The organism is Streptosporangium sp. NPDC048886 (assembly GCF_055586905.1).
In genome coordinates this window covers 26,216-46,952 of sequence record NZ_JBVJHH010000037.1, presented here as the reverse complement: position 1 = coordinate 46,952, position 20,737 = coordinate 26,216, and the positions used below count along the sequence as shown (strand labels likewise).

Here is a 20,737-nt window from a genome sequence, read left to right as displayed (position 1 = left end):
GCGCAGGGGTGAACCAGCAACAGCCGCCTGAGGAGTTGCGCAGGTCCCTCGACGAGGCGCTGGCCGCCGGGCCGTTCAGCGTCGCGTTGAGGCTGGCCATCCAGGTAGGCGGCCTGAGCCTCGACCGCCTCCAGCACCGCCTGCGCGAGCAGGGGATCTCGGTGAGCAGGACGGCGCTGAGCTACTGGCAGTCCGGCCGCACGCAGCCCGAACGGGCCGAGTCGATCCGGGCGCTGCGCGCCCTGGAGCAGGTGCTGGACGTGCCGGCCGGCTCGCTCGTCGGCCTGCTCGGACCGCCCAGGCCCCGGGGGCGCTGGACCGGGCACCACGTCCCCCGCCCGACCCGGCCCGACCGGTCGTGGGCCAGGCCGGACGGGCTGCTGCGGGTGCTCGCCCAGGTGGAGGCCGCCCCCGACACCATGGCCCACCTGCTCCAGCGGCGGCGCAGCACGCTGGTGCGGCTCGACGCGCACCGGCAGATCCGCTCGATCTTCATGCAGGTGGTGATGGAGGCGCAGCGCCCCCACGTGCACCGCGCGCTCATGGTCCACCGCTTCCACATGGCCGGGGTGCCCGGCCCGGCCATCGAGCAGCCCCGGGGATGGCGGCCCGGCCGGGTCAGGAGCGACCCGGAGACCGGCTTCGAGGTCCACGAGATGATCCTCGACCGCATCCTCCCGCAGGGCGCGACCGCGGTGACGGAGTACACGCTCGCCTTCCCGCCCGGCCACCTCGACCCGTACACCGCCCACCGGGTGGTGCCCGGCACGCGGGAGCTGACCATCGAGGTGGTCTTCGACCCGGCGGCGCTGCCTCCCTTGTGCCGCGGCTTCTACCAGCCGTCGATCGCGCACCCGCGGACCGCGACGGAGGAGCTGTTGGTCGGCGGCACGGGCACGGCCACCTACACGCTCTTCGACCCCGAGCCGGGCATCCACGGCGTGGCCTGGGAGTGGAACTGACTATCGCTGGATCACCGCCGGCGAGGAGGCGTCCCGGCGCAGCAGCCGCGGCGCCCCCGTGCCGTCGGCCGGCACGGCGAACAGAGAGATCCGCCCCTCGCCGTCTGGCCGGGCGTAGGCCACGGTCGCGCCGTCCACCCAGGCCGCCTGGTCGTCCACCTCGGCCCGCTCGGCGAGCGGGATCTCACGCCCGGTCCGCAGGTCCATGACGTGCAGCCGCCAGCGCGTGCCGGCCCGCTTCTTGTAGGCGATCCGCGTCCAGTCGGGCGACAGTGAGGGGCACTCCACGCCGTCGGCGACCGCGGTGAGCGTGCGCGTGGCCAGGTCGCCGCGGAGCAGCCAGATCCGGCCGCCCGATCCCATCGTCGCGTAGAAGATCCGGTCGTCGGCCGCGAACGTCACGCCCCAGAAGTTGCGGTCCTCCCGCCGGTACGGCTCGCCGTTGACGACGACGGCGAAGTCCTCCAGCGAGCCGTGCAGCGTCCCGGACCGCGTGTCGTAGATGCCGGCGGTGGTGGCGAACCCGCCCGGGTCGTAGGAGTCGCCGGAGCGGAAGACCGTCCAGGCCGCCAGGCGGCCGCTCGGGGAGACCCGCGCCCTGCTGGGCGTGCCGTCGATGCGGACCGGCTCGGCGATCTCCTCGTCACCGCGCAGGAACGCCGCCTCGAAACCGGCGGGCACGGCGACCGGCCGCAGGCACACCGTGGTGCCCCCGGAGGTGTAGGCGCGCAGGCAGGTCCGGACGCGGCGGACCGGCTCCGCGCCGGCGTCCGTGACCGGCACCTGGGCGAGGGTCCGGCCGCGGTCCAGGAACACGAGGGTGCCCGGCCCGGCCTCGGCCGCGGCCCGCGTGACCGGTTGCTCGTTCCCGGTCATCGCCCAGGCCACGTAGCCGCCGCCCGCGCAGGCCAGCGCCATGATCGAGCAGATTCCGGCGACGATCCGGCGGCGGGCGCTCACGACAGGGTCTCCTTTCCACCGGGCGGGAAGGCGCAGGCCGGCAGGAGGCCGGCGGCGAGCAGCACGGCGAAGGCCCCGAACGAGACGCGCAGGTCCCAGCCCGTGGCGAGCGCGCCGAAGCCGATCGTGCCGCCCATGCGGGCCAGCGCCTGGCCGGTCTGGGTGATGGCCAGGCCGCTGGCGCGCAGGTGCTCGGGCAGGTGAGGCGCGAGATGGGCCATCAGCACCCCGTCGGTGGCGGCGTAGAACAGCCCGTGCAGCAGCAGCACGCACGCGGCCGCCACCGGGCCCTGCCACGCGGCGGCCAGCAGCGCGTAGGCCGCCGCCAGCAGCGCGTGGCCGGCCACGAACACCTTCCAGCCGCCAACCTGGTCGGCCAGCCTGCCCAGCGGCACCGCCGCGAGGAGGAACACCAGTGAGGTGGCCAGCGGCAGCAGCGGCAGAGTGGCCGCGCCCAGCCCGGCCTGCCGCTGGACGCCGACGAACACGAACGCGTCCCCGGCCGTGACCAACCCCAGCATGGTCGCGTAGGCCGCCGCCCGGCGCAGCGGGCGCCGCGCCGGCAGACCCCAGCCGTCCCGCAAGGAGACCCGCGGGCGGACGGCCGGGGCGATCCGCCGGTCGCGCACGAAGCACGCCAGGATCACCACGCCGATCATGGCCAGGCAGAAACTGGTGACGAAGACCGCGTCGTAGGCGTCGCCGACGGCGGCCACCAGCGCGAACACCACCACGGGGCCGAGCAGCGCACCCGCCGTGTCCAGCGCCCGGTGGACGCCGAAGGCCGCGCCCAGCGCGTGCGGGGACGTGGCGGCCGTGATGAGGGCGTCACGCGGGGCCGCCCGCAGCCCCTTGCCCGCCCGGTCCACGGCGACCGCCGCGCCGATGGCCGAGACCGCCCCGCCCACCAGCGGGAACAGCAGCTTGCTCGCGGCCGACAGACCGTAACCGGCCAGGGCCACCGCCTTCGGCCGCGCGGACCGGTCGGCCAGGTGGCCCCCGGCCAGCCGCAGCAGCGCGCTGGCACCCGTGTAGAGGCCGTCGAGCAGACCGAGGTGCAGGAAACCGGCGCCGAGGCCGTACAGCAGGTACATGGGCAGGAACGCCGCGACCATCTCGGCGGAGATGTCGGTGAAGAAGCTCACCATGCCGAGGGCGACCACGGTGGCGGGCACGCGGGCGGATCTCAGCCGCCCGGCGGCCGCGGGCGTCCCGGTGGCCCTGGTTGTGGACAGATACACGGTTCACCTTCTCTGGGGCGGAGGGCTTGGCGGGCCGAGCGGGGGCGCGGGACGGCGGCTCCGTCCCGCGCCCCCGGGGCGCCGGTCAGAAGGTCAGGCTCCAGGAGTTCAGGACGCCGTTGTCCTGGTCGAGCGTGTCCTTCACCCGGAGCCGCCACTGCCCGTTCGCGGCCGTGCCGGAGCCGTCCACGGCGGTGCCGACGGTGAGGTCGGCCCCGTCCTCCTTGCTGTGCGCGGCCTTGATCGGGAAGGTGTGCCCGTCCGGGGCGACCGGCTCGACGGCGAGGTCACCGCGGTAGGGGTGGGAGATCCGCGCGTTGACCCGCAGCCCGGCCGGCGCGTTGTCCGGCCGGCCGGCGGCCGCGATGGGGCTCTCCGCGCTGCCGCGGTCCGGCACCGGGGACTCGGTGTCGTTGCGGAAGGCGTCTGCCCCGCCGGAGGAGGTGATCCGCACGTCGTCGACGGCGGCCTCGACGAGGCTCGCCGTCCCGACGTCGGCCGCCTCGACGAGGATGCGGACGCTCTGCCCGGCGAAGGCGCTCAGGTCCGCGGTGGCCGTCTTCCAGGCGCCGTCCAGGTCGGTGGAGGCGGTGCCGAGTTTCTCCAGGACGGTGACGGTGACGGTGCCGGTGCCGGTGCCAGTGCCGGTGCCGGTGCCGGTGCCGACGACCTTGACACGCAGGTAGTCGTCGGGGCCGGAGTTGTCCCGGTGGGCGAAGTTGTAGGAGAAGGTCAGCGTGGAGGCGCCGGCCGGCAGCGTGACGGCCGGGGAGCGGATGCCGGTGACACCACCGTCGACGTCGTCGGCGCCCGGCCCGGAGCCGGCCAGCTTGCCGGTGACCAGCGCGTTGAGGCCGCTGACCGTGGTGCCGAGCTGCTTGACGCCCGACTCGGCGGTCTCCTCGGGGTCGCCGCGCTCCCAGCGCCCGCTGGTGGCGGTGTCGCTGCCGGCGGGGTTGGCGGTCCAGCCACGCTCGGCCTCGAAGTCGTCGGAGAAGGCGGTCGTGCCTCCCCCGCCGCCGACGGTGAGCTGGACGGTGGCGGTGTGGCTGAGGGAGCCGGAGGTGCCGGTCACGGTCAGGGTGTGGGTGCCGGTGGGCGTGCCCGCGGCCACCGAGACGTTGAGCGTGGCGTCCGCGGTCGCGCCGCCGCTGACCGTCACCGACGACGGGGAGATCGTCGCGGTCACACCGGACGGCCGGCCCGAGACGGCGAGCTGGGTGGTGCCGGCGAAGCCGTCACGGCTCGCCACCTGCACGGTGGAGGTGGCCGAGGCGCCGGGGGCGACGTTCAGCGAGGAGGGCTGGGCGCCCACCGTGAAGTCGGGCGTGCTCGAGCCCGCCTTGTGGCAGGTGGCGGTGCCGCTGTCGGTGAACGTGCGGCCGGCGATCGGCACGAAGTCGAACCGGTAACCGGTGCTGGACAGGGTCAGCTTGAGCACGCCGTGCGTGTTGGCGTTCTTGGCCTGGAGATTGGCCGGGTTGCTGGAGCTGAGCGAGTAGAAGCTCCGGCCGCCCGTGCCGACCAGGATCTCCCGGATGCCGTTCGGGTCGGCCCTGCCGTCGGGGTCCTGCAACGCCCACCGCTGGTAGTTGTGGTCGTGGCCGGCCAGCAGCAGGTCGGCCTTGTGATCGTAGAGGGCCTTCCACAGCGGCCGGGTGCCGGTGGCCGCGCCGTGGTCGCCGACGTTGAAGAGCGGGTGGTGCAGGTAGGCCGCGGTGCACGGCTTGGTGTTGGCGGCGAGGTCCTGGCGCAGCCACTGCTCCTGGGCCGAGCCGGCGCTCGTCGAGATGTTGCTGTTGAGCGCGATGAAGTGCCAGTCGCCGATGTCCCAGCTGTAGTAGCCCTTGCCGCGGGCGCCGGCGCGGGCGCCGAAGTAGTCGAAGTAGCCGGAGGCGCCGCTGGTCTTGTACTCGTGGTTGCCGGGGGTGGGGTAGGTCCTGTCGAAGAAGGGGCCCCAGGTCTGCCTGTAGGCGCCGTTGTACTCGCTGAGCGTGCCGCTCTCGTAGGCGTTGTCGCCGGTGGTGAAGACCGCGGCGGGGTTGATGCCCGTCAGGAGCTTGGCGGTGTCGGCGCAGGCGCTGCCGCAGATGTCGCCGGCCCCGGCCACCACGACGTCGGCGGCCGCGAGGGACTGGGTGCCGGCCTGGTAACCGTCGACGGCGTATGCGCTGGCCGGGTCGCTGAAGCGGGGCTCCACCCTGGCGCAGTCGCCCTGCAGGGCGCGGGTGGTGAACACCCTGTCGCGCCAGGCGTCCCCGGTGAACCGGAAGCCGCCGCCCGCCGAGCCCGTCACGGTCAGGCTGTCCCTGCCGCGCAGGTCGAGCCGGGTGAAGCGCAGGCGCAGCCACTTGGCTCCGGAGCTGCACACCTCGCGGGCGGCGGCCCTGGCCGCCGACCCGGACACGGCGACGCTGCCCGTACCGGCGGCGCTCTCGGCGAGCTGCGGCACGGTGTCCTCGGCGGGAGCCGCCTGCGCCGCGGCCTGGGCCGTCCGTACGTTCGTGGTCTGGGCCTGCCGGCCCTGGGTCTGGGTTCCGGCTGCCTGGGCCTGGGCCGGTCCGGCGCCGAGCGCGGCCAGCATCGCCAGGCACGCCGTACCGGACAGGAGTCGGTAGCGTCTCTGAGAAGGGATCACGGACGGTGTTCCTCTCGGATGGGGTCAAGAGTCGTGCCTCTCCGTGGGCCCCACGGCGATCGGAAAGCTATCTGCCGTACGCGCGGAGTCAATGGCCGTGTCGGACGCCGTGACAGCATTCAGTGAATGGCCGGGCGGCGCGCGGGCAGGTCAGCCGGAGTCTCCCCTGGCCAGCGGCCCTGTCAACGCTTGCTGTTCCGTGAATTGACGCCTTGACGCCACGCGCTATGTCCCTATTAACGGCATTTATGGCTGTTTATCGCTGGAATCATGGCGTATTGGTGCCAGTGGCACTGCTTCCCCCACAATGAGGGTGCCGGCGCAGGACCTTCACCCCATGAGACGACCCAGCCGCGCCGTGGCCGCCGTGGCCACCGCCACGCTCATGGCCACGACCGGCCCCGTACTGGCCCAGCCCTCCCACCCCGCAGATCGCCGACGCCCTCGTGACCGCGGCCACCACCGGCAAGGTGACCGACCCGGGCAGCAGCTCGCCCAACCGGCTGCTCCACCTGGCGCCGGGCGCGAGCGCCTGCGGCCCGTTCACCGACTCCCCCGCCGCCGCACCGGCGGACCGGGCCACCGTCAGGCGCCCCGTCACAGGCCGCCGCCGAATAGGGTGCCGCTGTGGATCTGGACGTCATCCGGCGCGGCATCGACGCGCTCAGCGAGTACGACACGGACTTCGGACTCTTCGGCGCCCGCCGACACCGCTACCGGTTCGAGCCGCCGCTCGACGAGGCCGCGCTGGAGGCCGTCGAGGCCCGGACCGGGGTGCGCTTCCCGGCCGACTACCGCACGTTCTTGACCCGGCTCGGCAACGGCGGCGCCGGCCCGTACTACGGGGTTCACGGACTGCCGCCGGAGCACGCCTGGACGCGGTCCGGCCCGTTCCCGTTCACCGAGGAGTGGGAGCCGCCCGACCTGGACGACGAGGACTACGACGACGTCATGGAAGCCGCGTTCGAAGGGCTGCTGCCGGTCGCCGAGCACGGCTGCGGCTACCGCTCCCACCTCGTCGTCAACGGTCCCGCCGCGGGCCAGGTCTGGGGCGACTGGACGTGCGTCGGCGAGGTGCTGGCCCCCGAGGCCCAGTCGTTCGGCGTGTGGTACCACGACTGGCTGGAGGGTTCGCTGCGCACGGTGCTGGGTGAACGGATCGAGGCCACCGTGCGCGACGAGGCCGGCTGGAGCGTTGACCGGCGGCTGCTCGGCCTCCTCCCGCCGCCACCCGCCGGTGGTGACGGACAGCCGGAGGTAAAGGTCCTACGGCTGCTCATGCGGGTCTACCCCGCCCTTTACGGACACCGCCACAGCGACGCCCGCGACCTCCTCACCCGAGCCCGCGCGGTCGGCGCCGCGATGGACTACGAGGTGCGCATCGCGCTCGCGGAGGCCGTGCTCCTGCGTGAGGAAGGCAGGATCACCGACGCCCTCACCACCGTGGAACACACGATCCCGCGGTGCGGATGGCCGTTCGAGAGCGCGTGGCTGCGCCGCCTGCGAGTCGAGCTGCTTGTGATGCGGGGCCGGCTGGACGACGCGTGCGCGGCGACCGAGGAGCACATCGCGTACTGTCCCGACGACGACTTCGGCTACGTGCGCCGCGCCCTCCTTCGGGTGCTGACCGGCGACCCCTCGGCCGCCGAGGAGGTCCTGCGCGCCGACGCCCCGCTCGGGAGAGGACTCGGGCCGGCGAGCCACCTGTATCCCGCCGACCGCGCCCCGGCCGCCCTACGGCTGCGCGCCCGGCGCCTGGCCTGGGAGTGCCGCCGCTGGGGACACCCCGCCGACGCGTCCCGCTTCGACGCGATCGCCACCGAGCCGGGTGCGGGAACCGAGGACGTCGATGCTCGCTGAGGAGTTCGGTTACCGGGTGCTACCGGGGGCGGCCGTCGACACCCTGGGCGTGGAGGAGATCCTCCGGGGCCGGGAGCGGGGCTCGCGCCTGGGCCTGGCCCTGCTCGCCGCCGAAGCGGTGCTGTCGGCACTGGCGGCCGTGACGGAGGGGCCGGTGTCGCCTGCCGCCGTGGCCCTCGTGGCCGTCTCCGCGGCGACCGCCGCCCCGGTCCTGCTGTGGCGCCGGGCACGGCGCAAGGAAAGGGCGATCATGTCCGCGTACGGCTGGCAGGTGTGGCCCTGCGCCGTCGAGACCGTGCGGGTGGTCGCCGCCGAGGGGCGGCGTGACCGGGGCCGGAACTGGGCGCGGCAGAGCCGGGTCGTGCTGCTGCGGCCCGACGGCCAGGCACAGTGCTCCTTCCCCCCTCCGGAAGACGGCGTGCCCGCGGCCGGGGAGGTGTGGTTCGCCGGCGACACCCGGTTCGGCGGGATGCTCGCGCGCCCCGGCGGGCTCCCCTTCCGCTATGTCGTCCGCGCCAAGCCCGGCAGGGCGCGGGGAAGCGCCCAGGAGGACCGCGCCGCCCGAGCCACCGGCCTGATGCCCCGCGCCTGGCGTCCCCGCGGCTGAGGCCCCGGAGCCTGCCCGGCGCCGTACGGAGGCGGGGACAGAGCGCCGGCGGACCTGAGGGTGTGCTCGTCCAGCCGGAGGCCGCCGTCCCAAGGTTTATGATCTTTCGCGACCATCCAGCTATCGCGGCAACACGGTGCGAAAGTCGCTGACCTCACCCCTCATGCTCGTGGCAGGAGTCTGCGTCGCTCCCGGCGTTCAGCACCCGGTCGCCTCCGCGCGGACCGACAGCCCGAACACCGTGCGCGTCGACCTCACCCACAGCCTCGGGGCGCTCCCCTTCCGGCCGGGCCGTCAGCTGAGCGCCATCCCGAAGAGCTGGCGGTACGGCCCGGCCACGGACGCCACCCTGGAGCGGCTGGACCTGGACCGGACCCGGGTGTGGCTTTCAGCGACGCCTACGACGTGGCCAGGCGGCAGCCGGCCTACGAGAAGCTGTACGACTACATGACGGCGCACGCGTCGCGCAGCCGGAGCCGGGCGCTGAGGCCGACTACGGCGCCCGGGAACCGTCCGGGCAGAACTCCGCCTGAAGCACATCGGTGAAGACGCCGATCGGGTCCTTCCACCCGCCCCCGGCCCAGTCGCCGTTGACGTTGACCGCGACCACGCGCCCGCCGTCGCGGGTGCCGTAGGTGTAGGTCCACGAACCGAAGATGGCCCCGCCCATGCCCCAGACCGTCGCGCCGCACGACAGCCTCACCGAGGAGACGCCCAGGCCGTAGGTGGTGTGGGGGATCCAGTCCTTGGTCGGGACCATGGTGAACATCTCCCGCTGCTGGGCGGCCGGGAGGAGCCGGCCGCCCAGCAGCGCCCTGAAGAAGCGGTTGAGATCCCGAGCTGTGGAGATCATGGCCCCGGCCGCCCAGAACGGGGAGGTGTTCATCTCGGTCACGTCGTGGATCTCGGCGCCGGGGTCGGGCAGGTTCAGCTTGGAGTAGTGCCGCGAGTGCGGTCCCCGCAGCTTCAGGTCCTCGCCGCGCGGCAGGTACGTCCCGGCCAGGCCGAACGGGCGGGCGATGCGCCGCGAGATCTCCCCCGCCAGCGTCCTGCCGGTCGCCCGCTCGATGACCATCGCGGCCAGGACGTAGTTGGTCTGGGAGTATCCCCAGCTCGTGCCCGGTTCGAAGGCGGGCGGATGGGACATGGCGATCTGCACGAGCTGTCGGGGGGTGGGGTAGCCGTAGCGGTTCACCGCCGCCTGGTCCTGGAGGTAGTCGAAGATCCCGCTGGTGTTGTCGAGCAGCCGCCTGATGGTGATCTTGCGCCCGTCGTTGCCGTTGCCGCCGACCACGCCGGGCAGCCACTTCTCCACGGTGTCGTCGAGGCTCACCGTGCCTTCGGCCGCGAGCTGCAGGGCCACGGTGGCCACGAACGTCTTGGTGGTGCTGCCGATGCGGAAGCGGTGCTGCGGCTTACGCTTGCGACCGGTCCTGGTGTCGGCCACTCCGGCCGAGCCGGACCACCGTTCACGGCCGTCGCGGATCTCGGCGAGGATGCCGGGGACGCCGCCTTCGGCCACGGCCCGGTCGAGCACGCGCTGGACCTCGGCACGGCCGGGGCCGGCCGGCGCCGAGGGCGTCGCGGAGGCCGCCATGGCGCTCCCCGCCACCATCGCCCCGGTGATGAGCAGGCCGAGGCCCGCTTGAGCCGTGCGTGTGCGCATGGGGGTGTTTCCTTTCGGGTGGCGCGAGCCGTGCAAGACCGCACGGACTCGCGATCGGTCGAGTTTCATCGGTCCGCCTGCCAGGTGACCGGAAGGCGGTGCACGCGGCAGACGGCGGTGGACACCGGGGCGGCGCGCGCTGGCGCGTCCTCGGGTGGGATGGCCGGGCGTGGCGTCGCGGACCGGGCGGGCGGCGCGGCAAAGGCGTCCCGCGCCCCGCGTCCGGGCGCGGGCCGGCTGCCGGGCGAGGCGCCGGTGGATGCCGCGGCCGGAGGCCGGAGGTCCGCCGGCACGCCGGTGCGGACGAGTGCGGGACGCGGGGGCCGGGGATCGGCGGACTCAGCCGGATCGCGGTTGGCGGTCCGGGCCGGGCGAGCGTCTCGCCGGCCTCCGGTGAGGGGGCGGCGGCGGGCGGGGGCACGCCGATCGCACGGGGCTTCACGGCCGGCGTTCGGGGATCCGTCGTGCGTCGCCGTGCGGGCGGCCGTCGTGGGCCCGGTGCCGGGAAAGCCGGGGAAGTCAGGGAAAGTCGTGGGCCCGGTGCCGGGAAAGCCGGGGAAGTCAGGGAAAGTCGTGGGCCTGGTACCGGGGGACGTCGGAGAGGCTGGGCGCTCTCAGCGGCGGCCGCCCGTTACCGGCCGGCGTCGGTGAGCGTCTGCAGCAGGCGCGCCATCAGGTCGTCGTGGTCGACACCGGCCAGGGCGAGCGCGCGCGGCACGGTGCCGACCCGGGCCTGCAGGATGCCCAGCAGCAGATGCGCCGGCTGCAGGTCCTTCTTCCGGGTGACGGACGCGAAGCCTCGTTCGAGCGCGAGCTTGGCCGAGGCCCCCAGCTGCGTGGGAGGGTCGGGGGCGGTGCTCGGCTGCGGGAGGTCGAAGGCGGCGAGAGAGACCCCGGCCGCGTTCAGGCTGTGCTCGAACTCCCGGTCCAGCGCGTCGCGGATCGCCTGGCGGTCCAGCCCGGCCGAGCTCAGGACCCGGCGGGTGGTGCTCTCCTGTCCGGCGGCGATCGCCAGCAGGAGATGATGTGCCTCGATCGTCGTCGATCCGTCGGTGTGGGCCTGGTGTGCTCCCTGGTCGATGATCGTGTTGATGTAGTGGTCGATGGCGGCCATCGTCAGCGCCTCCTCAGTGTGACGCCTGCGGCGATGAGCCGTTTGGCGTGCTTCTTGTGGACCGCCTGCCGCGTCACGCCGAGCGCCTCGGCGACCTGCGGCCAGCTCCAGCCCGCCCGCATGGCCTGCTCGACGGCGGCGTCCTCTATCTGGTCGGCCAGGCGTCTCAACGCCGCCACAGCCGCCAGCGCGTCAGCGGGCTGCGGGGAATCGGGAATCTCATTGGCGGGCATGCAAGCAACCATAGTTGACTAATCTCAAGTTAGTCAACACAGGTTGCTTGCTGCGGGCTCCGGGGGCCGCGCCGCCTCCCCCGCCTCCCCCGCCTTCCCCGCCCCGGCGCCGTCCGGCAGGTGGCCGGCCGGCAGCGACGCGCGTAGCGGGCACGGGCCGGCGCCGGCGCGCTCCGCTAGGACCGCCGGCGTTCTTCCGGGCCGAGCACGCTGGACAGGAACGCCCTGGTCCGCCCGTGGCCCGGGTTGGCCAGGAGTTCTCTGGGCCGGCCCCGCTCGACGGCCACGCCGTCGGCGAAGAAGATCAGCCAGTCGCCGACCTCCCTGGCGAAGGCGATCTCATGGGTCACCACGACCATCGTCATCCCCTCGGCGGCCAGCCCCTTCATGACCTCCAGAACCTCGTCGACCAGCTCCGGGTCCAGCGCGGAGGTCGGCTCGTCGAACAGCATCAGCGCCGGGTTCATCGCCAGCGCCCTGGCGATGGCCACCCGCTGCTGCTGGCCGCCGGAGAGCTGGTGGGGCCGCTTGTGCGCGTGGTCGGCCAGGCCCACCCGCTCCAGGTGCTCCATGGCCAGCGCCCGCGCCCGGTCGGCCGGGGTGCCCAGGACGTGGACGGGGCCGCAGGCGACGTTCTCCAGCGCGCTGTGGTGGGCGAACAGGTTGAAGCGCTGGAAGACCATGCCGATGTTCCTGCGGAAGGCGGCGAACTCCTTGGGCGTCCAAGGGTGGTACCTGCCGCCGCGCAGGGTGTGGCCGACCTCCTCGCCGAGCACCCGCAGGCTGCCGCCGAGCACCGGCTCCAGGCCGTTGATGCACCGCAGGAACGTGGACTTGCCCGAGCCCGACGGGCCGATGACGCAGCTCACCTCGCCGGAGGCGACGGTGAGGTCCACGCCGTTGAGCACCTGCACATCGCCGTAGCTCATCCGGACGCCCGCGGCCCGCACGACCTGCTCGCCCGGCGCGTTCATGCGGCCGCCTTCGGCAGGATCCTGGCGGCCAGGCCGCCGCCGCGCACCAGCCGTACGGCCTCGGAGCCGAAACGGCGCTCCAGCCTGCCCTGCAGGAAGGTCGCCACGGCGGTCATGAGCATGTACCACAGGCTCGCCACGATCAGCAGCTCCATGATCAGGTTGTTCGCCTTGTATATCTGGCTGGCGTTGGTCATCAGGTCGTGCCCGGCGACCACGTAGACCAGCGAGGTGGTCTTCAGCATGGAGATGAACTCGTTGCCGGTCGGCGGGATGATGATGCGCAGCGCCTGCGGCAGCACGATGACCCGCATCCGCCTGGCCGGGGTCATGCCCAGCGCGTACGCCGCCTCGCTCTGGCCGCGGTCGACGGCCTGGATCCCGGCGCGCACGGTCTCGGCGAAGTAGGCCGCCAGGTTCAGCCCCAGCCCCAGCATGGCCGAGGTGAAGCCGGTCATCACCTGGTTGGTGTCCCACTTGACACCGATCATGGTGAACGGGATCTTGAGCACCAGCTCGGGGAACAGGAAAGCCAGGTTGTACCAGAAGATGAGCTGCACGAGCACCGGCGTGCCGCGGAAGAACCAGATGTAGAACGTGGCCAGTGCGCTCAGCACCGGGTTGTGCGCCAGCCTCATGATCGCGACCAGCACGCCCAGGACCAACCCGAGGGCCGTGGCCAGGACCGAGATCTCGATGGTGACCCAGACCCCGCTCAGGATCCGCTCGTTGAACACGTAGCCGGCGACCTTGCCCCAGTCCAGGTTCGGGTTGGCCACGATGAGGTAGGCCAGCCGGGCCGCGACCGCCAGCGCGACCGCCGCGGCCAGCCAGCGACCCCAGTGCCAGGTCCGCGCGACGGGGATCGGCCTGCCCGACGCGTCGGTGATCGGTTCGGTCCGCACGGTCACTTACCGCCGTTGATCACAGCGGACTGGACGGCCAGCTTGTCGAGGTTCCACGCCGCGAGCAGCTTGCCGTACTCGCCGCTCTGGATGAGCGCGTCCAGCGCACCCCTGACGGACTCGATGAGCTCCTTGTTGTCCGGCTTCATCCCGATGCCCCACGGGCTCTCGGTGCCTTCGAGGGTGATCGCCTCCATGGCGAGCTTGGGATCGGCGGACTTGTAGGCGGCCACCACGTAGTCGGTGACGGTGGCCTGCGCGCGACCGTTGCTCACCTGGAGCATGGCCTCCGTGTCGCCGGGGAACTTCAGGATGTTCACCGCGGCCTTGCCGTCCTTCTTGCAGTCGGCGTCGTAGCTCTCGGCCAGCTCCATCGAGGAGCCGTTGTCGACGACGGAGACCGTCTTGCCGCACAGGTCCTTCGGCCCGGCGATGCCGGCCGGGTTGCCCTTCTTGATCAGCATCCCCGAGCCCGCCTGCACGTAGTCGACGAAGGTGACCTGGCCCTGCCGCTCGGGATTGTCGGTCATCGAGGAGATGACGAAGTCGTAGCGGCCGGTGAGCACGCCGGGGATCTGCGAGTTGAACTCCTCGTCAGTGATGGTCACCTTGACGCCGAGCTTCCTGGCGATGGCCCTGGCCAGGGCGGGGTCGAATCCGATCGGCGTCTTGCCGTCGCTGGCGTACAGCTCCATCGGCGGGTAGCCGATGGAGGAGACGACCTTCAGGCCGCCGGACTTCAGGCTCGCCGGCGCCCTGGCGGCGAGGTCCTTGTCGGGGGTGATGGCGTTGATGACGTCGGCCGCCTTCTCCTCGGCGGGGGCCTGGTCGAGGACGACGTCCGGCGCGGCGGCCGCGGCGCCGGACGCGCCGTCGTCCAGGGACTGGGCGCCGCAGGCCGTGGTGGCGGCCAGCAGCGCGCCGGCGGCGAGCGCGGTGAGAATCCGGGTGTTCAACGGGGGGTGCTCCTTCAGGATTGCTGCCAGCGGACTTCGCCGCCGACGACGGTGGTCATGACCTTGGTGCGCAGCAGCGCATCCGGTGACTCCACGAAGGGATCGGTGTCCACCGCGATGAAGTCGGCGAGCTTGCCGGGCGCGAGGACACCCTTGAGGTCCTCCTCACCCGCGGCGTAGGCCGCGCCGAGGGTGTGGGCGGTGAGGGCCTCGCCCATGCTCAGCCGCTGCTCGGGCTGCCAGCCACCGGCGGGCGTGCCGTCGGCGCGGGTGCGGGTCACCGCGGCGTACAGCGCGGCGAAGGGGTTGGGGTGCTCGACCGGGGCGTCGGAGCCGAAGGCCAGCGCGACGCCGACGTTCAGCATCCCGCGCCAGGCGTAGGAGGCCAGCTCCTGCCCGGCCAGCAGGGAGTCGACCAGGTCGATGTCGCTGGTGCAGTGCACGGGCTGCATCGAGGCGGCGATGCCCAGCCTGGCCATCCTGGCCAGGTCGCCGGGCCGCAGGTGCTGGGCGTGCTCGATACGGTGCCGCAGCCCCGCCGTGCGGCCGACGGCCTCGTAGGCGTCGATGACCAGGTGGTTGGCCTGGTCCCCGATGGCGTGCGTGGCCACCGCGATGCCGGCCCCGGCGGCCGCGCCGAACAGCCTGACCAGGTCCTCGTACGGCGTGACCGCGATGCCCACGTTGCCCTGCTGGCCGGCGAAGGACTCGCTCATGTGGCAGGTGTGCGAGCCCAGCGCCCCGTCGCTGAAGATCTTCACCGGCCCGGTGCGGAACCAGTCGTCGCCCTGCCCGGTACGGCGCCCCTCGGCGATGGCCGCCTCCAGATGGATCATCGGGATCGCCTTGTGCACGCGCAGCTTCAGCTCACCGGCTTCGCGCAGCTCCAGGTAGGCGGCCCGGCAGTCCTCGCCGTCGATGTCGTGCACGCTGGTCAGGCCGAGTGCGAGCAGCTCCTCCTGCGCGGCGCGGAGCTGGTCGCGCAGGTCGGCGGAGACCATGAGGTCGCGCAGCGGGTAGGAGGCCGACTCGCGCAGGATGCCGGTGGGCTCCCCGCTCGCGTCCCTGACGATCTCGCCACCCACCGGGTCGGGGGTGGCGGCGTCGATGCCGGCCAGCCGCAGGGCCGCGGAGTTGGCCCATACCGTGTGGCCGTCCACGCTGGGCAGCGCGACCGGCAGCTCGGGACAGACCGAGTCCAGCGCGTACCGGTCCGGCTGCGCCGGCGGATCCCAGGTGTTGCTGTTCCACCGGCCGCCGAACAGCCAGGCGCCCGGTCGCAGCCGCGCCGCGTGCGCGGCCACCTTGGCCAGCGCCTCCTCCAGGGAGCGCACCTCGCGCAGGTCCACCGCGTCCAGGCTCTGGGCGTACTGCGCGGTGTGGATGTGGGCGTCGTAGAACCCGGGGAGCACCGCGGCGCCCTCCAGGTCGATCAGCTCCGCTCCCCGGCCCGCGGCCTCGCGCACCTCCGCCTCTCCGCCGACGGCCAGCAGCCGCCCGCCGTCCACAGCCATGGCCTGGGCCAACGGGTTGCCGCTGTCTCCTGTGTGGATGGCGACGTTGCGATACACGCGGATGCTCAATGTGACTCTCTAGGGCTCGATTGACGGTGGCCATCACTGTAGGAGTGGTGGAAAGAAGTCGGAAGCGCTATAAACACGACATTCGGCAACCCTGAGCGCAAGGAACTCTAATGCTGAAGCCGGAACACCTGCGTACTCTCCGTGAAGTCGTTCAGCTGGGGTCCTTCGCCGCCGCCGCCAACCGGCTCGGCTACACCTCCTCAGCCGTCTCCCAGCAGATGGCCGCGCTGGAACGGGAGATCGGCGTCAAGCTGTTCGTCCGCTCTGCCCACAGCGTGCTGCCCACCAGCGCCGCCGAGGTGCTGGCCAGACAGGCGGAGACCGTGCTCATCGACATCGAGCGCATGGTCGCCACCGTCCAGGCCGTGCACAGGAACAGCGAGCGGCAGATCCGCCTGGGCGTCTTCCCCAGCTTCACCGACGTGCTGACCGGCGTCCTGCGGCGGATGGAGCCCGAGGAGCGCGCCGGCATCAGGGTCTCCGTCGCCGAATCCTCCCAGCTCATCCCGCGCCTGGGCTCCGGCGGCGAGATGGACGCGGCGATCATCTACCAGGTGGGGAACTCCGGCCTGTCGTGGCCGTCGGCACTGGGCCGGCGCTGGATCGCCGAGGACCGCTACAAACTCGTCCTCCCGCGCAGCTGGCCCGACCTGGCGCCCCACCGGGTCGAGCACCTCGTCGACCTGCCATGGATCATGCACCACCCGGCGAGCAGCGACGCCTCCGTCTTCGAGGGTCTGTTCGCCCACTGGGGGCTGCACCCCCGGGTGGCCTGCCACTCCGACGACTTCAAGGTCACCATGGCCATGATCGGAGCGGGGATGGGTGCGGCGCTCATCCCCGACCTCGCGCTGCGCGGGCACGGCCCGGACATCGTGGTCGTCGACGTGCCGTGGCTGAACATCAGCCGCAGCATCTTCACCCTCGTCCATCCCGACCGCGAGACCGCCCGGCTGCAGTCCCTGCTGGACGCGCTGATGCTCTGACCGGTCCCGCGCACTCGACTGGGCGCGGCGGATCTGCCAGCATGTGCCGGATTACGGGCGCGGCCGGTGACGGACCCGGCGCGCCGGCCGTCACCGGCCGGCTCCCCTGCGGCCGGGGCGGACGTCAGGAGGTCCTTGACCGTGGAACACCAGGCGGCGATCGCCAGGTCCGCCGAGGCCATACGCCTGCACAGCGGGCACAACATCCTCATCGAGGCCGGCGCCGAGCCGGTCATCGACCGGCTCTCACGCCGCGAACGGCCGGTGCCCGCCACCCCGCCCGAGCTGTGGGCCTGGACGTTCGTGGTCAAGGACATGATCGATGTCGCCGGGCTCCGCACCACCCGCGGGTCCGCCCTGTACGGGAGCGAGGAGGCGCTGACCACCGCCCCCTGCGTCGAACTGCTGGAGCGCGCCGGGGCGCTCCTGGTCGGCAAGGCCAACCAGCACGAGTTCGCCTGGGGCGTCACCAGCGAGAATCCACACTGGGGCGATGTGCGCAACCCGCGCCACGGGCACCTGGCTCCCGGCGGGTCCAGCGGCGGCACGGCGGCGGCGCTGGCCGCCGGGATCGCCCGGATCGGCCTCGGCACGGACACCGGCGGCTCGGTGCGGATCCCGGCGGCCTGCTGCGGCGTGGTCGGGCTGCGCCCGAGGGCCGGCGTCCTGCCGGCCGAGGGGGTCGCGCCCCTGGCCCCGATGTTCGACGTGGTCGGGCCGATGGCCACCTCGGTCGCCGACTGCGCACGCGTGTGGCGGGTGCTCGGCGGACAGGCCGTCGAGCCGCCGAGCTCGCTGTCGGGACTGGTCGTCGGCGTCGCCGAGGGATGCGCGCAGGCCGGGGAGTTCGCCGACCTGGGCGCCACGGTCCGCGAGATCGCCCTGCCGTACGAGATCCTCGCCCCATACTGGACGGTCGTGGGCGCGCAGGCCCGGCGCACCCACGAGGCCACCTACCCGAGGAACGCCGCCGACTACAGCGCGGGCGTGCGGCGGAAGCTGGAGGACGCCGCCGGGATCGGCCACCGGGAGTACCGCCGGGCCGTCGAGCGGCTTTCGGCCCTCCGGGCCCGGTTCTCCGCGGAGATGTCCGGCCTCGACGTCCTGATCACACCGACGCTCGGCGGCCCCGCGCCGCGGGCCGGGTGCGACGAGGCCGCCGTCCGCGGCGAGGTCGGCCGGCTCACCGCCGTCGTGTCCGCGCTCGGCCTGCCCGCGCTGGCCGTCGGAGACCTGCAGGTGGTGGGGCGCAGCGAGGCCGACGTGCTGCGGGCCGGCCTGTGCCGGGAGGCCCGGGGAGGCGCGGTCCCCGTGCCGCGCTGAACCTCAGGGGCGCGGCGACAGGCTCCACGGGTCCACCGCGACGACGCCCGTGCAGCGGCCGAGGCGGTCGAGGATCCGCCCGTAGAGCTTCGACTGCCTCAAGACGATCTGCCGGTCGACGACGCTCACATACGGGAACCGCTCCTCAAGGCGCACCACCAGCGGGTGCAGGTCCCAGACGCCGTGCAGGCCGACGGTGAGGAGCAGGTTGCGGGCCCCCGCCAGCGCCGCGCACGTCCGAGTCTCCGGCCAGTCGAGCAGCGCCCGGCCCGTCTCCTCCAGCAGCCCGTCCGGCATCCGCAGCCACAGCACCGCCGAGGAGTGCCAGCCCGCGTGCGAGCGCGCCAGGTCGCAGCGGAAGTCGACGTCGCCGGTCGCCACCAGCCGTGACAGCCTGCGCTGCACCGTGCGTTCGGAGACGCCGACGGCTACGGCCAGCTCGGAGTAACCGGCGCGGCCGTCGGCGAGCAGGGCCTTGAACAGCAGCCGGTCGACCTCGTCCATCGGCCTGGTGGACTCCGCCGGCCCGGCTCGTCTGGCCAGCGCCCCCGCCGACCGGGGCGGCAGCACGCGCAGCCGCCAGCGGCACGAGGCCTCGAAGACGCGCGTGGCGACATGGGTGCGCACCTTCGCCACGCCCGGCACCCGCGGCAGGTCCGTGAGCACGTAGTCGGCCAGCGCCGGCATCGACGCGGCCACGGCGATCACGAACAGGTCGTGACCGGCGGCGACGTGCTGAACGGTGATGAGGTGTCCCGCCCTGGCGAGGGTGTCGGCGACCTCGACCGCCGCCCCGGCCGCGCAGTCGATCTCCAAGAACGCCATGCTCATCGTGTGCAGCTGGCGCCGCCCCAGAGCGACGGTGGTCCACGCCTCCCCTGCGCTGTTCAGCCGCCGCCAGCGCCGCGCCGCCGTCACCGGGTCCGCGCCGGTCGCCGCCCCGATCTCGGCCCAGCTGGCCCGCGGGTTGATCTGGAGGGCGTCGATGAGTTCGAGGTCGGCCTCCGACAGCAACCGCTGAGGCTCGATGCCGGAATCCTGCACGGTCACTCCTCCGATGACGGATTGCTGCATCTGGACAGCGGGCTCACCTTATCCCTCGATCCTTGTGCCGGCGGCCGTCCCCGACCCCGGGCCCGCCTTCCGACCCGCCGCGAAGGAGAGGACGCTTTTCGATGGCTCGCTCCCGCGACCGCGACCTGATACCGGCCGGAGGGCCGGGCATCGACCCCGGACCCGGCCTGGACCCGCTCGCCGGCGCCGCCGTCCGCGGCGGCACGGCCGCGGCGGCCGGCGGGGCCCCCGCCCTGCGCGCCGCCCGGTCGCGCCGCCGGCGCAGGAGCCCGGCGAGCGGGGCCCGGCTGGTCGGCGTCCTGGGCGGCATGGGCCCGGCGGCCACCGTCGACTTCTACGGCAAGCTCGTGGAGGAGACGGCCGCCGCCTGCGACCAGGGGCACGTGCCCGTCGTCATCTGGGGCGACCCCCGCGTCCCCGACCGTTCCCTGAGCCTGCTCGGCGGCGGCGAGGACCCGACCCCGTACCTGCGGCGCGGCATCGAGGCGCTGAAGCGGGCCGGGTGCGAGCTGCTCGCCGTACCCTGCAACACCGCCCATGCCTTCGTCCCGCGCCTGGCGGAGGAGGCCGGGCTGGAGCTGGTGAGCATCGTCGAGGTCACCGCCGACGCCCTCGCCGCCGACGGCGTCCGCGCGGCCGGCGTGCTGGCCACCTCGGGCACCCTGCACGCGGGCCTGTACGCGCGGGCTCTGCCACGGCGCGGCGTGGCGGTGGTCGAGCCGGACCGGCCCGGTCAGCAGCACGTCATGGCCGCCATCGGCGCCGTCAAGGGCGGCGGCGTCCAACCGGCCCACCGGCGGGCGCTGGCCGAGGTCTCCCGTCGCCTCGCCGAGCGCGGCGCGGAGCGGATCGTCACCGCGTGCACCGAGCTCGTCCTGGCCCTGGACGGCTCCCGCGTCCCCGTCCCGGTTCTCGACCCCGCCCGCCTGCTGGCCCGCCGGGTCGTCGAGGCGGCGTTCGGCTGAGGCAGGAGGTGGTCCGCCGAGCGCGGATCAGGCCACGGAGTGGCTGATCGTGCCGGTGTAGGTGCCCGCCACCGCCTGGGCGGGGATGTCGATCACGATGGTGGGGTCCCAGGTGGCGGAGTTGTAGCCCGACCCCGTCGTCTTGCTGAACGCGGTGTAGGGCTCGTCCAGCACCTCCGCTGCGGCGGCGTCGGGCTGCCCGGGGACGAAGGTGCCGGTGCCGGTGGTGGCCGTCGCCGGACCCGACCAGTAGGAGACCGCCGTGGTCGGGACGGTCTCCGAGCCCGTTCCACCGCCCGTGGTGAAAGCCGTGCCCCACACGGTCGCCGTCCAGGTGGCGGTGAGCGCGGCCCGCTCGTCGGACACCGTGACCGCGCCGAGTGGCCCGCTGATCTGCGTACCCGGCGGGCCGCTGCCGATGGCGACCGGACCGTCGGGCACGGTGATCTCCAGCCCGTCGTCCGTGGTCACGGTGAAGGTCACCGTCGTGGCGCACGTGGTCGACGGAGCGCACGTATCGGCTGCCGAAGGCGCGGCCGCCGGCACCGTGGACACCATGGCAACGGCGGCACCCGCCCACAGGGCGCAGAAACGGCTCTTCAACACTGCGATCTCCCTCGGCGCGCCCCGGCCTGGACAGGGTCCCGGCATGTGATCACATCGTGCTCGGCAAGTGGAGTCCGGAAACGG

19 protein-coding genes are annotated in these 20,737 nt (G+C 73.3%); 7 read left to right on the top strand and 12 right to left on the bottom strand.

Annotated elements, in window-relative coordinates:
- Nucleotides 1-8 precede the first annotated feature (8 nt).
- Nucleotides 9-962 carry a hypothetical protein gene (locus tag ACZ6R6_RS36140; protein WP_470101103.1) on the top strand — a complete coding sequence of 318 codons (954 nt, stop codon included), beginning with the start codon at nt 9-11 and terminating at the stop codon, nt 960-962.
- On the opposite strand, the gene ACZ6R6_RS36135 is transcribed toward ACZ6R6_RS36140, so the two are convergent.
- The 3 genes from ACZ6R6_RS36135 to ACZ6R6_RS36125 form a co-directional block, all read right to left on the bottom strand.
- Nucleotides 963-1,922 carry a hypothetical protein gene (locus ACZ6R6_RS36135; RefSeq protein WP_470101101.1) on the bottom strand — a complete coding sequence of 320 codons (960 nt, stop codon included), beginning with the start codon at nt 1,920-1,922 and terminating at the stop codon, nt 963-965. It abuts the gene before it with no gap.
- Nucleotides 1,919-3,163, bottom strand: coding sequence for an MFS transporter (locus ACZ6R6_RS36130; protein WP_470101099.1), 1,245 nt, complete (start codon nt 3,161-3,163; stop codon nt 1,919-1,921). Before ACZ6R6_RS36130 ends, ACZ6R6_RS36135 begins: the two co-directional genes overlap by 4 nt.
- A gap of 85 nt (nt 3,164-3,248) precedes the next feature.
- Complete coding sequence (locus ACZ6R6_RS36125; protein WP_470101097.1) at nt 3,249-5,801, bottom strand: proprotein convertase P-domain-containing protein; 2,553 nt, start codon at nt 5,799-5,801, stop codon at nt 3,249-3,251.
- Nucleotides 5,802-6,428: 627 nt separating this feature from the next.
- On the opposite strand from ACZ6R6_RS36125, the gene ACZ6R6_RS36120 reads away from it, so the two are divergent.
- From ACZ6R6_RS36120 to ACZ6R6_RS36110, 3 genes are all read left to right on the top strand, one after another.
- Nucleotides 6,429-7,661 (top strand): SMI1/KNR4 family protein, encoded by a 1,233-nt coding sequence (locus tag ACZ6R6_RS36120; RefSeq protein WP_470101095.1) that lies wholly within the window; start codon nt 6,429-6,431, stop codon nt 7,659-7,661.
- Nucleotides 7,651-8,268 carry a hypothetical protein gene (locus ACZ6R6_RS36115; protein WP_470101093.1) on the top strand — a complete coding sequence of 206 codons (618 nt, stop codon included), beginning with the start codon at nt 7,651-7,653 and terminating at the stop codon, nt 8,266-8,268. The genes ACZ6R6_RS36120 and ACZ6R6_RS36115 overlap by 11 nt, the downstream gene beginning before the upstream one ends.
- Before the next feature lie 163 nt (nt 8,269-8,431).
- Nucleotides 8,432-8,719, top strand: coding sequence for a hypothetical protein (locus ACZ6R6_RS36110; RefSeq protein ID WP_470101092.1), 288 nt, complete (start codon nt 8,432-8,434; stop codon nt 8,717-8,719).
- 42 nt (nt 8,720-8,761) lie between these two features.
- Here the strand turns inward: ACZ6R6_RS36110 and ACZ6R6_RS36105 are convergent, their stop codons facing one another.
- From ACZ6R6_RS36105 to ACZ6R6_RS36075, 7 genes are all read right to left on the bottom strand, one after another.
- Nucleotides 8,762-9,934, bottom strand: coding sequence for a serine hydrolase domain-containing protein (locus ACZ6R6_RS36105; protein WP_470101090.1), 1,173 nt, complete (start codon nt 9,932-9,934; stop codon nt 8,762-8,764).
- 631 nt (nt 9,935-10,565) lie between these two features.
- On the bottom strand, nt 10,566-11,048 hold the full coding sequence (locus tag ACZ6R6_RS36100; RefSeq protein WP_470101088.1) for a Clp protease N-terminal domain-containing protein: 483 nt from the start codon (nt 11,046-11,048) through the stop codon (nt 10,566-10,568).
- A gap of 2 nt (nt 11,049-11,050) precedes the next feature.
- Nucleotides 11,051-11,281 carry a hypothetical protein gene (locus ACZ6R6_RS36095; RefSeq protein ID WP_470101086.1) on the bottom strand — a complete coding sequence of 77 codons (231 nt, stop codon included), beginning with the start codon at nt 11,279-11,281 and terminating at the stop codon, nt 11,051-11,053.
- 176 nt (nt 11,282-11,457) lie between these two features.
- On the bottom strand, nt 11,458-12,255 hold the full coding sequence (locus ACZ6R6_RS36090; RefSeq protein WP_470101084.1) for an amino acid ABC transporter ATP-binding protein: 798 nt from the start codon (nt 12,253-12,255) through the stop codon (nt 11,458-11,460).
- Nucleotides 12,252-13,160, bottom strand: a complete 909-nt coding sequence (locus tag ACZ6R6_RS36085; RefSeq protein WP_470101082.1) for an amino acid ABC transporter permease — start codon at nt 13,158-13,160, stop codon at nt 12,252-12,254. The genes ACZ6R6_RS36090 and ACZ6R6_RS36085 overlap by 4 nt, the downstream gene beginning before the upstream one ends.
- 2 nt (nt 13,161-13,162) lie before the next feature.
- Complete coding sequence (locus ACZ6R6_RS36080) at nt 13,163-14,116, bottom strand: ABC transporter substrate-binding protein (RefSeq protein ID WP_470101080.1); 954 nt, start codon at nt 14,114-14,116, stop codon at nt 13,163-13,165.
- Between the two features lie 14 nt (nt 14,117-14,130).
- Entirely contained in the window at nt 14,131-15,699 is a 1,569-nt protein-coding gene (locus tag ACZ6R6_RS36075) for an amidohydrolase (RefSeq protein ID WP_470101078.1), read from the bottom strand.
- Nucleotides 15,700-15,809: 110 nt separating this feature from the next.
- Between ACZ6R6_RS36075 and ACZ6R6_RS36070 the strand changes: the two genes are divergently transcribed.
- Together ACZ6R6_RS36070 and ACZ6R6_RS36065 are read left to right on the top strand one after the other, a co-directional pair.
- A complete protein-coding gene (locus ACZ6R6_RS36070; RefSeq protein WP_470101076.1) occupies nt 15,810-16,685 on the top strand; it encodes a LysR family transcriptional regulator in 876 nt (291 codons plus the stop codon).
- A gap of 141 nt (nt 16,686-16,826) precedes the next feature.
- Nucleotides 16,827-18,008: an amidase gene (locus ACZ6R6_RS36065; RefSeq protein ID WP_470101236.1), complete on the top strand. Its 1,182-nt coding sequence runs from the start codon at nt 16,827-16,829 to the stop codon at nt 18,006-18,008.
- 3 nt (nt 18,009-18,011) lie between these two features.
- Here the strand turns inward: ACZ6R6_RS36065 and ACZ6R6_RS36060 are convergent, their stop codons facing one another.
- A complete protein-coding gene (locus ACZ6R6_RS36060; protein ID WP_470101074.1) occupies nt 18,012-19,052 on the bottom strand; it encodes an Lrp/AsnC family transcriptional regulator in 1,041 nt (346 codons plus the stop codon).
- Nucleotides 19,053-19,183: 131 nt separating this feature from the next.
- On the opposite strand from ACZ6R6_RS36060, the gene cuyB reads away from it, so the two are divergent.
- Entirely contained in the window at nt 19,184-20,047 is an 864-nt protein-coding gene (cuyB, locus tag ACZ6R6_RS36055; protein ID WP_470101072.1) for a cysteate racemase, read from the top strand.
- A gap of 27 nt (nt 20,048-20,074) precedes the next feature.
- On the opposite strand, the gene ACZ6R6_RS36050 is transcribed toward cuyB, so the two are convergent.
- Nucleotides 20,075-20,653 carry a hypothetical protein gene (locus ACZ6R6_RS36050; protein ID WP_470101070.1) on the bottom strand — a complete coding sequence of 193 codons (579 nt, stop codon included), beginning with the start codon at nt 20,651-20,653 and terminating at the stop codon, nt 20,075-20,077.
- Between the last annotated feature and the right edge of the window lie 84 nt (nt 20,654-20,737).